Below are 13,594 nucleotides of genomic sequence, written 5' to 3' on the forward strand. Positions count from 1 at the left end.
TCGTGCTACGATGGAAGCACGCACCCACTTCCGAGGACGTAGCGATGAGCACCCAGCCCATCCCCAAATCGACCGCTGCCGAGTACCTCGCCTTCGAGCGCGAGAGCGAGGAACGGCATGAACTCGTCAACGGCGAAATCCGTCTGATGAGCGGCGCCTCGCGCGAACACAACCTCATCGTGTTCAATCTAGCAAGCATCCTTCACGACGAGCTCCATGACCGCCGCTGCGAAGCGTATATCGTTGACATGCGGGTCAAGATTGCCGCCAACGGTGTCTACACCTATCCCGATGCAAGTGTGGTCTGCGGTGGCCCCGAGTTCGAGGACGGCATTTTCGATACGTTGCTCAACCCAAACGCTATCTTCGAGGTCCTGAGCAAAACGACGGCGGCTTACGGCAGTGGCGAGAAGTTCACCAGCTATCGCAACCTCCCCTCACTGCGGGAGTACGTCCTGGTCTCACAAGATGCTCCAGCCGTAGAGCACTTCGTGAGACTCGACGATGGCGCTTGGCGGTTCAATCCCGTTGAAGGACTCGACGGCGAAGTCCAGCTCGTTACAACCGAAGCTCGCATACGGCTAAAGGACCTTTATCGCAGGATCGTTTTCGATCCCCCCGAACACGAATAACGCATGGACTTCAGCGAACGACTCAAACGCGCCACGCAGCGCGGCCACAGCGCCCGGGCCGAGAAGGAACTCGAGGCCGCCGCCGACGCGCTCACCGAAGAGGAGCAGCGCCGGCTGCACTCGCAGCACCGGCTCGCGCTGACCGACCACGTCGAGATGCGGCTGCGCGAGCTCGCCGACAACCTGCCGGGCTTCAAGTACCAGAACCTCGTTGAGGAACGCGGCTGGGGCGGCGGCATCCACCGCGACGACCTCGTCGTCGTCCGCGGCAAGCGCCGGAACTTTTACAGCCGCTTGCAGATCCTTGTCGGCGCTTTCAACGAGTTCCACGTGATCGACGCCACCGCCAAGGGCGCGATCCGCAACAAAGAAAGTTTCAGCCGCACCCACCACAAACCGATCGCCGACTTCGACGAAGACGACTTCAAGTCGCTGATCGATCGCTGGGTGCTGGATTACGCGGAGGCGTACGCGGCGGCGTGAGGGAGAGAGCGGTCAGCAATTTCTTTAGAGCACTAGGGTCTACAGCAGTTACTCAGACGCATGCCCCATGTTGCCTTTGAAGCAACACCTGCTCCCGATTGCTGCGAGCCCTTGCTGTGCAAGCTTTTCGCCGCCGAGGCGAGACGTGTTCGCGTCCCAGGGAGTAGAGCGAGTTGGTTGCTGTTTATGTAACGGTCTATCAAGAGGATGGAAATGAGGATCTGCCGCGGTCACATGAACTATGTACTAGCAAGACTTCCGCTTCCATTCGCGATGCTCTGGAAAATGCGGGGATCTAACGTGGTATGCAGACTTGCTATCGTTGGTATTATTTTCGGAACAATGGGCCTGACTGGATGCACTAAGACGAGCCCGACGCCGGAGACTGTAGTGATAGTGTCAGCGCCGAAGCTCGATGGCGGCATTACGTTCGACGTGCAAGACACATCAGGCCTCGTAATTGAGAAAGGGCATCACGTCGAGCAGCACGGAGAGGGAAAAGCCGTAACGATCTCGCGCTGCGAGTTGTATAGTCGGGATGCTACCAAGGAAAGTCAGATAGTTGCATCGGGTGATGGGAGGCAAAAGGTAGAAATAGCTGTCGATACAGATTTCGTCATCGAGATAAGAGCAGCAGACACTTATTCTTTTGAGGCGAGTATCGATGGGAAAGTGGTTACTGCATCGATACTGATTGTCGACGGACGAAACAATCATTTTATGCTTGTAAGCAAATCACCCACTGTACACTAGATTCGCGCAGGCCCCTATCCTGCTTAACGCGTCTAGTGTTGTGATAGCCGGGCTGCATGCGAGAAGTCCACGTTTCACATAAGAGAACGATACCCGGAATGGACGACAGCAATTCGACTCGCAGAGTTTCTGTCACCCCTCCGGGGCTTTTTATTCTCGCGTCGAATGCTTCAGGGGCTTGCGCCCATGGCTACGCGGCTTTGTTGATCGCGTGCCGCTGCGCCTGCTGACAGGCACGACTAAAGAGTCGTCTCGATTGAGCTGACCGCTAACCGCCCACTCCCCTCACGCCACGGTCGCGCCGACTTCATCGGGCACCTCGATCGTCTCCCAGACGCCGCAGCGCTCCGAGCCCTTCCAGAGTCCGGTCACTTCGTCTTGGTGCAGCACGTGGCGGATGACGCTCGCCAGCGGCTCGGGCGCCACCAGGGCGATCGTCCCTTCTTTGTGCTTCTTGAGCACCTTCCGCAGCGAGTCGGCGACGCGCGCCTTCACTTGCAGCAGCGTCTCGCCGCCGGGGGGGCAGACCGTGTGCGGCTGGTCTTGCCATTGGCGGTAGACCTTCGGCTGCTTGGTGCGGACCTCCTCGACGAGCATGCCCTGCCAGAGGCCGTGGTTAAGGTTGCAGAGCTTGTCGATCGTCTTCTGCTTGGCGCCGGTGGCCTCGGCGATCATCTCGCCTGCCTCGCGCGCGGCCTGGCACGGCGCGGTGTAAACGACCGTCGGCTTGTGAGCGGCGATGCCGGGGAGGGCCTCTTCGGTCTGGCGCCGGCCGTTGTCGCACAGCGGCAAATCGAGGGTCCCCTGGATCCGACCCTGCTGGTCGAACTCGGTGGCGCCCGGACGAACTAGTAGCAACGTGAGCATACAACGCTTTGCAAAAGGACGGATATCACGCCCCGTCGGCGCCGGCTTCCGCCAGTCGCGCGAGCTCGGCCATCCGCTCGGCATAGTCTTCGGCGCCGAACACCGCCGTGCCCGCTACCAACAATTCCGCGCCTGCCTTGGCGCACGCGGCGATCGTCTCTTCGTTGACGCCGCCATCGACTTCGAGCACGGCTTCGCAACGCGGGTGGTCGCTAAGCCAACGCAGCTTATCGAGCGCCACGGGGTCGAACGCCTGCCCGCCGAAACCGGGCATGACACTCATAATGAGCACCAGATCGGCCGCTTCGATTACAGGTTCGAGAACTTCGACCGGCGTCGGCGGGTTGATCGACAGCCCCGCGGTGGCGCCGAGCGACCGGATCCGATCGAGCAGCGGCCGCGGGTCGGGCAGCACCTCGGCGTGGACCGTCAGGTTGTCGGCGCCCGCCTTGCGGAAGGGTTCGACGTAGTCCGCCGGGTTGTCGAGCATCAGGTGCACATCGAGCGGCAGGTCGGTAAGTCGGCGGATCGCCTGGACCACGGGGACACCGATCGACAGGTTGGGCACAAAGTGCCCGTCCATGATGTCGAGATGCAGCACCGTGGCGCCAGCAGCTTCGATCGCCGCAATCTCGTCGGCCAAATGGCCGAAGTCGCACGCTAGCACTGATGGCGCCACCGCCACGCCGTTACGCAGGGTGAGCCGACGCAGTTCCGCGGCGTTCGTTGGCCCGGGCATCGCGACGAAACCTTGACGACAGAAATGCGACGATGACGAGTCGGCGCTCGTACGCCGACCGAACCAGCCGACCGAACCAACGGAGGCACAGCGCGACGCCACGACGGCGAACGCGCCAAAATCGGCTCCCGTTGTGTCATGCGAGAGGCCCGGAAGCAAGCCCCGAGGTGCGGTATGCCGCACGCCCTGGCTCCACTCTCCACCAAGGGGAGGGGGACGCCTGACGCTCCGCTCAGTAGACGGAGCTAACTACCGCGTTCAGTCATCCAACTCTTCAACCCTAGGAAGCTGCCGGAGGTTGGCGAGTCCAAGGACTTCCAGGAAACGGGCCGTTGTGGCGTACAAAGGGCCCTCTGGCGCGTCTTGCGAGGCGTCGGCACGTATCAGGCCGCGGCGTTCTAAACGTCGCAGCGTGGGGCCGCTGGGGGCCCCACGGAGGGCGTCGATGGCCACGGCGGCGATCGGCTGGCGGTAGGCCACCACCGCCAGGCATTCCAGGGCCGCTGACGACAGCCGGGCCGCCCGGGCCTTGCCGCCCAGGCGCTGAACGACCCCGTCGTGCTCTTCGATAATCGCCAGTCGAAAGCCCTGCTCGTTCTGCTCGATCCGGCAGGCGCCGCCGTCGTCCTCGTATCGTTGGTTCAAGCGATCCACCAGCCCCGCGACTTCGTCGGCCGAAACGTCGCGAATGACGGCGGCGATCTCCTCGGCTGTGATCGCCCTGTCGTCGGCCCGCCCGACGAACAGAATCGCTTCGACGATCCCCTCGGGGGTCACCGCGTCGGGGTCGGGCGTGGCGACCGTCGCCGACGGGTTGTCGAGCATCCGCGCAAACGCCGCCCGCAGCCGCGACATCGGCAGCGTCACGGGGCCCTCGGCGTCGTCGCTAGCAGCGGGGTTGTGCATGGTTAGCGACGGTAGCCGAGGGCGGATGGCGGACTCAAGAGCGAACACTATGGGTTGATAGTTGTGGGAGGGGTCTCCAGACCCCGATTACGCGCACCAATGCGAATCGGCATGGATACCGTAATCGGGGTCAGGAGACCCCTCCCACAGTTACCGCTTCCACAGGTGATGTTGCAGCCATCACACCCCCAGTAGCTTCGCCGTCGCGTGCCAAAGGAGTGTCCCCTCGCCGGCGCGGGGCGTCTCTTCATCGAATCGGATCGCCGCTACGGAGCCCTTCGCGAATCGCACCGACGCATACCCCTCGCCTATCAACGACGCGGTCATCCGCTCGACATCGGGATTGTGCCCCACCCAGCAAACACTCTCGGCGCCCGTTGCAATGGACCATTCGAGGAGCGGCTCTAACTCGGCGCCAACGGCTAGGTCCTCGAGTTCATCAATCGCCGGCGAGTGCTCAAGCCCCGTCGCGATCAGTTCCGCCGTCTGCACACAGCGGACGTAGGGGCTCGTCGCGATGCGCTCGGGCGCGAAGTCCCGCGCGGCGAGCGCGGCGACAACGTCGCGGTAACGCTCGATCCCCTCGGCGGTCAGCGGCCGCTCGGAGTCATCGGGCCAGTTGGGATCGCCATAATTCCCAGCCCAAGCGTGACGCGCGATGTAGATAAGCATTACAGAGAATGACCAATGTCCAAGTCCCAAGGACCAATGAGGCGCCACCGCACCAGTGCGAAGCATAACCTGTCATTGGTCATTGGGGCTTGTTCATTGGTCATTCTCCCACCTACCGGCTCCGCCAAAGAACATCGTCGTCGATCCCGAGTTCGGCTTGCTTCGCCGCGATCGCCGCTTTGAAGCGCCGGGCGTCGAGCGGATAGCCCGCCGTCGGTTTGATTCCTGGGACGTGCGTTGCCCAGTAGGCGTTGAAGGCTTTCATCGACAGCTCACGCAGCAGCTTGGCCGTCATCGACGCCAGCGCGACCGGCAGCTCGGCCTCCCCCTTGGTGCGGAACGTGAACGAGAAGCGTTCGCCCTGCCGATAGCGGCTCACCGCGCGGGCTTCGTCGCGGGTCTCGATCCAGCCCTCGGGGAAGTGTTCTTGCAGCAAGGCGCCGTAGCGATTGCGTCCGCCGTGTTTGTCGAAGGTGAACGCGACGGGATCCTCGTCCTTCGCGACTTGCTCAGAGAGCCGGCGCGCGAGGCCGATCGAGAGGTGCGACAGCGCCGCGCCCTTGGTCCCGTGTTCGGCGACGAGGCGATTGAACTCGGCGGGATGCACCATCCGCGCCGCGATCCGCGTCGCGCCGACACGATGCGCCGCGATCATGCCGCTAAGCCGACGAGCGGCTGACGCGATGTTCTCGCTACAGGCATCCAGGGGCAACTTCGGGTTGAAGCCATCGTGCCAAGCTAGCCGCGACATCCAACCATCGCCGTCCGCGCCCAACGATTCGACAAAGTCCAACCAACAACTCGGCACGTCGTGGACCGCGTACACGCCTCGCTCTAGCAGCGCGAGTCCACCGCCCGGCGCGTAAACGGCTTTCGAGTCAGCGATGAACAGCCTCGCATCGCCCGGCGTCGAAGCCGCCGTGATCGCCTCAGCGAACAACTCGTAAAGATCGCACCCCACCGGCGCCCGCCACGCCGTCGCCGCGACGACGAGCGGCCCCAAGTTGGGCCCGTACCCCGCTTCGTCCACGCCGATCCGCCAATGCTGGTCCATGAAGAAATTCTAAATGACCAATGACCAAGACCCAATGACCAATGACTGGTGCTACATCGCCAGTGCGGCAGCACCCCACTGGTCATTGGGATTTGGTCATTGGGGCTTCTTCAGAGTCCCCTCGATCACGTCGCAGAAGCGGTCGATCATCTGCTTCGTGTCGAAGCGCTCTCGCACTAGCGCGGCGGCGCGCTCACCCATGGCGGCTAGCTCCGCCTGTGGCTGGGCGCGGATCTCGTCGATCGCCCGGATCGCGGCGTCGATGTCGCCGTGTTCGATGCTCCAGCCGACGCGTTGCGCGGGGTCGTCCTCGTTCAACAGGTCCGTGACGTGACTGGGCCGCGGCCCCGCATAGAGGATCGGGCGGCCAAGCGCCAACGCGCCGTAAACCTTGCACGGGTGAACGCAGCCGACCACCTCTTGGCCGAGCGTCACCAGGTGCACGTCCGCCGCGGAGAGCGAGTAGCGGATCGTCTCCAGCGGCTGGTACGGCAGGCTGACGATGTTCGTCGGCTTGTGTTTGGCGATCGTCTCTTCGACGGATTTCTTCCGCACGCCGCCGCCGATGAACATGAACACCAGGTCTTCGCGGTCCTGCATCCGCACGGCCGCGTCAAGGATTGTCTCGATCGGGTTGGTGAGCGCGTGGTTGCCGCTGTACATGACGACGAATTTGCCAGCGAGGTGGTGCTCGCGGCGGAAGGGGTTCTCGTCGTGCGGCAGCGGGCGGTCGCTCTCGCCGTGCGGCCACGGGGGCATCACGGTCAGCTTGCCGTCGATGTTCGTCTTACGGTTGAGCCGGTCGGCCATGAAGCGGTCGAGCGCCACCACCGCGGCGGCGCGGCGGAGGATGCGGCGGTTGAACCAGTCGAAGACCCGGGCCGACAGAGCCGTCTCTTTGATCTTACCGAGCTGGATCATCTGGTCGGGGTTGAGGTCCATCGCCCAGTAAGTGATCGGCGCGCCGCGGAGCACGCTGATGATCACCGCGACGAACGACGCCAGCGGCGGCGACGTGCTCACGAGGATCCCCGCCACGCGCGGTGTGAACAGCCCGCGGAACAGCGCTTGGGCGAGGAACACCACCATGCCGGCGAGGCGGTGGGCGATCGTCTTCTTGCCGAAGGACGCCAGAGGCATGCGGACGACTTCGGCGCCGCCGCGCATCTCATGCAGCGGGTACTTCTTCGTCGGGTCGTCGAAGCCCCGCGCCGAGGTGATGACGCGCACGTCGTACCCGCGGGCGACGAGGCCCTCGGCGGCGTCGGCGAGGTGCTGGCCTACCGAGGTTGGGTCGGGCGGGTAGACCTGCGAGATGACGAGAATCAGGGGGCGTTTGGCCATGCTGCTAGTCTAGTCCCCGACGTAAAACGCCGAGACGTCATGAGCTTCGAGATCACCAGGAGTAGGCGCCGAAGACTCCGGTGGTAGGGGCGGCGCCGCGTGAGCGAAGCGGAATCAATGTCAATCGACGCCGCCCGACAGTGCGGCGTTGCGGACGTCCGCCGATCGACGACGATCGCAAGAGAGTATGCATCCGAATGCTGCCAGCAATGAACTCGCCGGTTCCGGGATGGAGTATCCGTAGGTCACCGATACCGCAAAAGTCCATTGGTTCTCGGGAAGGGACAGAATGACATCCATCGGCACAACTCCGGAAGGTTCGAAGGCATAGAGGTCCCAGTAAGGAACCCTAAGCTCAAACCACAATCCCTCTACCTGTTGCTGCTCGATGGCGTAGGGCACGGGTGGGAAGTTGTAGGCCGTCGTGTCGGCGCCTCCGAGAACTCCGACAGCCGAGTCATCACCTTCATGGAGAGTCACATTGTCTTGAATTACCAGCATTCCTGGCTCTTGGCCTGAGATGAGCTCTCCAAAACTACTCGCAACGGTGTACTGCATGGCCAGGTAGACAATTCCGTCGGCGGGCAATTCGGTCTCGCTATTCTTTGGACGAACCAACACGTCCGCGTTGATTTCGACGCCGATTTGCACTTTGATGTCCGTCAACTCGCCGAGGGCTGGGTCGAAGCGCGGAACGAACAGGCTAGCTTGGGGCTCTGGCGCCATCGCCCCTGACGGAAATATGACGGCGGCGCTGCGCGTCACGGAGTAAGAAGCCGCCGTGCAGAGAGGTGCGGACGAAAGCGAAAGGACCAGGGCGAGAAGATACCGCATGCGACCACCGTTTGCTGAGGGAGCCCCCAGTCTACTCAAGGAGCCAGATGCCTGCGACCAATCTTGATCGCCTTCAGAGAATCCAAGCGTACCGCCAGCCCTTTGCCTTCAAGCGTCTCATTACAGCGACTGCATGTCCGCCTGCGTCATCATCCGCGCAAGCTCCGGCGCGTAGACCTTGGGCTCCCAACCGAGCAATTGCTTCGCTTTCGATGCGTCGCCGCAGAGACGGTCCACTTCGGTGGGGCGGAAGTAGTTGGGATCGACTTCGACGAGTACGCGGCCTTGGGCGTCGACGCCGCGCTCGGTGAGGCCTTCGCCTTGCCAAGTGAGTGGCAGGCCCGCTTCGGTGAAGCAGACATCGCAGAATTCGCGCACCGTGCAGGTCTCGCCTGTTGCGATGACGTAGTCGTCGGGCTCCTCGACTTGGAGCATCCGCCACATGGCGTCGACATAGTCGCCGGCGAAGCCCCAGTCGCGCGCCGCGTCGAGGTTGCCGAGGTAGAGCCTCTCTTGCTTGCCCCGCGAGATGCGGGCCGCCGCGCGGCTGATCTTGCGGGTGACAAACGTCTCGCCGCGGCGGGGCGACTCGTGGTTGAAGAGGATGCCGTTAACCGCGAAGAGGCCGTACGCTTCGCGGACGTTGCGCGTGACGTAGAACGCAAACGCCTTGGCGGCCGCGTAGGGGCTGCGCGGCCAGAACGGCGTTGTCTCGCTCTGCGGCGACTCGACAACGCGGCCGTACATCTCCGACGACGACGCCTGATAGAAGCGGCAGTCGAGGCCCAGTTCGCGTATCACCGACAACAGCCGCACAACGCCGATGCCGACGACGTCCGTCGTGTACTCGGGCGTCTCGAACGAGACCTTCACATGCGACTGCGCGCCGAGGTTGTAGACCTCGTGCGGTTGCGACTCGGCGAGCGCCTTGTGAATCGAGGGCGTGTCGGTGAGGTCGCCGTAGACGAGCTTGAGCCGGCGGCCGGGCTCGTGCGGGTCTTGATAAAGGTGGTCGATGCGGCCCGTGTTGAACGAAGAACTGCGTCGGATCATGCCCCAGACTTCGTAGCCCTTCTCTAACAGCAGCTCGGCAAGGTACGAGCCGTCCTGACCGGTGATCCCGGTGATGAGGGCGCGGCGGGGAGAGGGGTCGGGCATAGACTCGGGAGTGCAGAGCGGAAACGTTTAATGACCAATGACCAAGCCCCAATGTCCAATGACTTAATAGCGGGCTGCCACTCGGGCGGGAGCCCTCATTGGTCATTGGGACTTGGTCATTGGGTATTTTTCTTTGAACCAGTCATAAGTGGTTCGCAGCCCCTCTGCCAGGGCGATTTGGTGGCGCCAGCCCAGGGCGTGGAGGCGGGAGACGTCGAGTAGTTTGCGCGGTGGGCCGTCGGGCATCGAGGGGTCGAACTCGACTCGCGCTTCGGGAAACACCACGTCGCGGACCGTCTCGGCAAGCTCGACGATCGTGACGTCCTCGCCCGTGCCGACGTTGATCGGCGCCTCGTCGTCGTAGTTCTCGAGCAGGAAGAGGCACCCGTCGGCGACATCATCGACGAACATCAACTCCCGCCGCGGGGCGCCCGTGCCCCACAGCGTGACGGCTTCGCCACCCGATTCCTTCGCTTCGTGAAACTTGCGCACCAGACCCGCGACGACGTGCGAGTTCACCGGGTCGAAGTTGTCGTTCGGCCCGTACAAGTTTGTCGGCATCGCGGCGATGAAGTGGCAGCCGTACTGCTTGCGGTAGGCTTGGCACGACTTCACGCCGGCGATCTTGGCGATCGCGTAGGCGTCGTTGGTCGGCTCCATCGGGCCGGTGAGCAAGTACTCTTCACGCATCGGCTGCGGGCAGTCGCGCGGGTAGACACAGCTGCTGCCGAGGTAGAGCAGCTTCTCGACTTCCGTGCGCCACGCGGCGCGGAGCACCGTCGCGTGGATCATCAGGTTGTCGTAAAGGAACTCCGCGGGACGCGTGCGGTTCGCCTGGATGCCGCCGACCGTCCCCGCCGCGTGGACGACGTACTGAGGGCGGTGCGTGTCGAACCACCGGTCCACCGCCGCTTGATCGCGGAGATCAACCTCCTGACGCGTCGCCGCCAGCAGATTCGTAAACCCCGCCGCCTCGAACCGGCGCGCCAGCGCCGAACCGACCATCCCGCGATGGCCGGTAACGAAGATTCGCGCGTCGCGTGGAATGCCAGGCATGAAAGACCGAACGGGGGCGAACTCAACCTTTAGTGACACCGGAATGCTTATTCACCACAACGGACACAAAGAACACGACGGTCAGCTTCGCGGGTTGACGATGCCCCGGCAGACAGGCCGTCGTGCTCTTCGTGTCCGTCGTGGTGATCTCATCATTAATTGCTTGGGCGCAAACGACTGTGGGAGGCGTCTCCAGACGCCGATTACGCGCACCACGCCGTAAAAGCATGGATACCGTAATCGGCGTCTAGAGACGCCTCCCACAGGTTAACTCATCGCGGGAGACGCTTCCGGCTTGTTGGTGCTCAGACCGCGGCGCCGTGCTTGGCGAGGTACTCGGCGTGGATCCACTCGTAGGTCTTCGCCATGCCTTCACGCAGCTTGATGCCGGGCGCCCAGCCGAGCAACTCACTGATCAGTGTGTTGTCGCTGTTGCGGCCGTTGACGCCCTTCGGCGCGTCGAGCTTGTAGTGCCGTTCGAGCTTAACGCCGGCGATGTCCTCGACAATGTCCACCAAGCCGTTGATGGTCGTCAGTTCGTCCGAGCCAAGGTTTAGCGGCTCGATGATGTCGCTGTGAGTGATCTTGAGGATCCCCTCGACGCAGTCGTCGATGTACATAAAAGAACGGGTCTGCTTGCCGTCGCCCCAGATCTCGATGTTGAGGTCGCCGGTCTCCTTGGCGGTGATGACCTTACGGATCACAGCGGCGGGGGCCTTCTCACGGCCGCCGTCCCAAGTGCCGAACGGGCCGTAGACGTTGTGGAACCGCGCGACGCGCGTTTGCAGGCCGAAGTCTTCGCGGAAGTGGCGGCACATCCGCTCGCTGAAGAGCTTCTCCCAGCCGTAACCGTCCTCCGGCATGGCCGGGTACGCGTCGGCTTCCTTGAGCGGGATGACGTCCTCGGACTTCTGCTTGTCGGCGTTGTAGACGCACGCGCTGGAGGCGTAGAAGAACCGCTGCACCGTGCCGGCGGCTTGGGCCGCTTCGAGCAGGTGGGTGTTGATCAGGACGCTCAACATGCAGAGCGCGCGGTTGTTCTCGATGAAGCCCATGCCGCCCATATCGGCGGCCAAGTTGTAGACCTCAACCGCGTCTTTCGTCGCGGCTTCGCAGGCGTCTTTGAGCTTGAGGTCAGCGACGACGTTATCGACATCGTCGAAAACCTGGTACCACTCTTCCGTCGGCTTGATATCGACGCTGCGGATGTTCGTGTGGCCGAGCTCGCGGAGCTTGGCGATCAGGTGTCCGCCAATGAATCCGCCGCCGCCGGCAACGAGGATCAGGTCGTTTTTCATCGTTCGTGCTCTCTGCTACTGAAAAAGTGATTCGGGGAAGGGCGAGGAGGGCTGAGGGGGTGGCCCCATTGGAAAGGAATGCGAGGGCCGGCGGGAGACGCCTGTCGCCTCCTCAGTGGGCGGCAAGCGACGTTTCTAAAGTTTTCGGATCAATCGACGTCGGGGGAGCTACCGGCGCGTCGTTTTTTTTAGCGACGTGACTCAGCAGCAGCGAACGCTTCACTTCACGGACTTCGTCCTCGATCGGCTCAAGGAAGTCGAGCACCTGGGCGATCTGACTCAGCGTCGAACGCTCGTGGTCATCGACCAGGCCGACGATGTCGAGTTTGCCCACCACTTCGCCATCGAACGTCAACGGGTGCGTGACCCGCCAACTCGAGTCGGCAATCGGTTTCGCCCCCTTCGGCGCCCGCCACGAAGCGTAGAACGCCTCGTGAACGCGCGGCATGTGGATCGTCAGCTGCAGCTTCGTGAGCCCGTAGCTTGGCGCCGCTTCGACAATCGAGTCCCAGAGGACCTCCCACTCGTGCGAGCCTTGCAGCCGCACCGCCCCGTGCTGGCGGCCGGCGCCGCTGGGATCGTTGCTGCTGAAGGTGAGGCCGCTTTGGCGGAGCCGGGCGCGGAGCAGTTCGTACTCGACGTGGCCGAACGTGCGGCTGCTGATCAGGAAGGCGACCACCAGCACGACCGTTACGACGACAATGAGCTCGTTCTGCCAGATCACGCCGAGCACGGCGCTGAGGCACGTCACGGCACAGATCAAGGTGATGAACATCGACGCTTGCGGCACGGTCCAGCCGCGTGTCAGCAGGGCGTGATGCAGGTGCCCGCGGTCGGGGGCGAAGATGCTCCGGCCGGTGAGCCGCCGGCGGACGATGGCGGCGCCCGAGTCGAGGATCGGCACGGCCCACACCGCCAGCGGCACGACCATCGCCACGAAGGCAGGGGTTTTGAGGTTCGTTTGCAGAGCGATGGCGCCGATCACCAAGCCGATGACCATACTGCCGGCGTCGCCGAGGTAGATAGTCGCCGGGGCGAAGTTGTAACGGAGGAACCCAAACAGGGCGCCCGCCATGGCGAGCGTGACCACCGCCTCGGGGAACTGGCCGTAGTAGGCGTTGATGGTCGCGAGCGTCAGGCAGAGCACCATGCCGATGCCCGAAGCGAGCCCGTCGATGCCGTCGAGCAGATTGATCGCGTTGGTCGAACCCACCAGCCAAAAGATCGACAGCGGAATCGAAAGCCAACCGAGTTCAACATCCTGGCCGAAGAGCGCGATCACGGGGATGCCGAGCCCGAGGTAGACCAGCACGCTGGCGATCGCGACCTGGGCGATGAGCTTGTAGAGGCCCCGCATGTCGCGGGCGTCGTCGTACAGGCCCAGCGCCAGCGTCGCCACCGTTGCGAAGGCGAGGCCGGCGAGTAGTCGGGCGTCGTCCCGGAAGAACGTGACCGTCAGCGCGACGTCGGCGAACAGAAACGCCACCGCCACGGCTGTGAAGGTCGCCCCAAGCACCGCGATCCCCCCGCCGAGGGCGATCGGGTTGAGTTGCAGCTTACGGGCGTTGGGCTTATCGACGAATCCAAGCTTGACCCCAGCCCGACGGACCACCGGCGTCAGCGCTAGGGCGGCGAGCCAGCCTACCAACAGCGCGATGGCGTAGGTGGCGAACCGGTATTCGGAAAAGATGAGCGACGAAAGCGTCACGGGTAGGCGTCCTTGATGCGAGCTCTAGATTGCAGACGCGATTATTGCGGGGCGCCGCTGGTTGGTCGATGGTTTGGGCCGCACGGTTCC

14 protein-coding genes are annotated in these 13,594 nt (G+C 63.3%); 3 read left to right on the forward strand and 11 right to left on the reverse strand.

All coding sequences use genetic code 11. The annotated features are described in order from the left end of the window. Positions 1–44 precede the first annotated feature (44 nt). The 3 genes from Spa11_RS21925 to Spa11_RS21935 all read left to right on the forward strand — a co-directional run bounded on the left by Spa11_RS21925 (position 45) and on the right by Spa11_RS21935 (position 1,868). On the forward strand, positions 45–632 hold the full coding sequence (locus Spa11_RS21925) for a Uma2 family endonuclease (RefSeq protein ID WP_145116726.1): 588 nt from the start codon (positions 45–47) through the stop codon (positions 630–632). Between the two features lie 3 nt (positions 633–635). Beyond that, entirely contained in the window at positions 636–1,115 is a 480-nt protein-coding gene (locus tag Spa11_RS21930) for a hypothetical protein (protein WP_145116727.1), read from the forward strand. A gap of 234 nt (positions 1,116–1,349) precedes the next feature. Beyond that, complete coding sequence (locus Spa11_RS21935) at positions 1,350–1,868, forward strand: hypothetical protein (protein ID WP_145116728.1); 519 nt, start codon at positions 1,350–1,352, stop codon at positions 1,866–1,868. 285 nt (positions 1,869–2,153) lie between these two features. On the opposite strand, the gene Spa11_RS21940 is transcribed toward Spa11_RS21935, so the two are convergent. The 11 genes from Spa11_RS21940 to Spa11_RS21990 all read right to left on the reverse strand — a co-directional run bounded on the left by Spa11_RS21940 (position 2,154) and on the right by Spa11_RS21990 (position 13,504). Next, positions 2,154–2,735, reverse strand: a complete 582-nt coding sequence (locus Spa11_RS21940) for a histidine phosphatase family protein (protein WP_197529586.1) — start codon at positions 2,733–2,735, stop codon at positions 2,154–2,156. 25 nt (positions 2,736–2,760) lie between these two features. Then, positions 2,761–3,474, reverse strand: a complete 714-nt coding sequence (rpe, locus tag Spa11_RS21945; protein ID WP_145116730.1) for a ribulose-phosphate 3-epimerase — start codon at positions 3,472–3,474, stop codon at positions 2,761–2,763. 258 nt (positions 3,475–3,732) lie between these two features. Continuing rightward, positions 3,733–4,380, reverse strand: a complete 648-nt coding sequence (gene scpB, locus Spa11_RS21950; RefSeq protein ID WP_145116731.1) for an SMC-Scp complex subunit ScpB — start codon at positions 4,378–4,380, stop codon at positions 3,733–3,735. A 180-nt stretch (positions 4,381–4,560) separates the two neighbouring features. Then, the gene (locus Spa11_RS21955) at positions 4,561–5,052 is read right to left on the reverse strand and encodes a SixA phosphatase family protein (RefSeq protein ID WP_197529587.1); all 492 of its coding nucleotides are present in this window, start codon (positions 5,050–5,052) and stop codon (positions 4,561–4,563) included. Positions 5,053–5,164: 112 nt separating this feature from the next. Beyond that, positions 5,165–6,106, reverse strand: coding sequence for a hypothetical protein (locus Spa11_RS21960; protein ID WP_145116733.1), 942 nt, complete (start codon positions 6,104–6,106; stop codon positions 5,165–5,167). 96 nt (positions 6,107–6,202) lie between these two features. Next, a complete protein-coding gene (locus Spa11_RS21965) occupies positions 6,203–7,450 on the reverse strand; it encodes a glycosyltransferase family 4 protein (RefSeq protein ID WP_145116734.1) in 1,248 nt (415 codons plus the stop codon). Between the two features lie 120 nt (positions 7,451–7,570). After that, on the reverse strand, positions 7,571–8,284 hold the full coding sequence (locus Spa11_RS21970) for a hypothetical protein (RefSeq protein WP_145116735.1): 714 nt from the start codon (positions 8,282–8,284) through the stop codon (positions 7,571–7,573). 120 nt (positions 8,285–8,404) lie between these two features. Next, on the reverse strand, positions 8,405–9,442 hold the full coding sequence (gmd, locus tag Spa11_RS21975) for a GDP-mannose 4,6-dehydratase (protein WP_145116736.1): 1,038 nt from the start codon (positions 9,440–9,442) through the stop codon (positions 8,405–8,407). A 102-nt stretch (positions 9,443–9,544) separates the two neighbouring features. Further along, the gene (locus Spa11_RS21980) at positions 9,545–10,498 is read right to left on the reverse strand and encodes a GDP-L-fucose synthase family protein (protein WP_145116737.1); all 954 of its coding nucleotides are present in this window, start codon (positions 10,496–10,498) and stop codon (positions 9,545–9,547) included. 305 nt (positions 10,499–10,803) lie between these two features. Beyond that, complete coding sequence (locus tag Spa11_RS21985; protein WP_145116738.1) at positions 10,804–11,796, reverse strand: NAD-dependent epimerase/dehydratase family protein; 993 nt, start codon at positions 11,794–11,796, stop codon at positions 10,804–10,806. 112 nt (positions 11,797–11,908) lie between these two features. Next, complete coding sequence (locus Spa11_RS21990; RefSeq protein WP_145116739.1) at positions 11,909–13,504, reverse strand: glycosyltransferase family 4 protein; 1,596 nt, start codon at positions 13,502–13,504, stop codon at positions 11,909–11,911. Positions 13,505–13,594: the final 90 nt, after the last annotated feature.

This window comes from Botrimarina mediterranea (assembly GCF_007753265.1).
In the GTDB taxonomy this organism is placed as follows: Bacteria; Planctomycetota; Planctomycetia; order Pirellulales; family Lacipirellulaceae; genus Botrimarina; species Botrimarina mediterranea.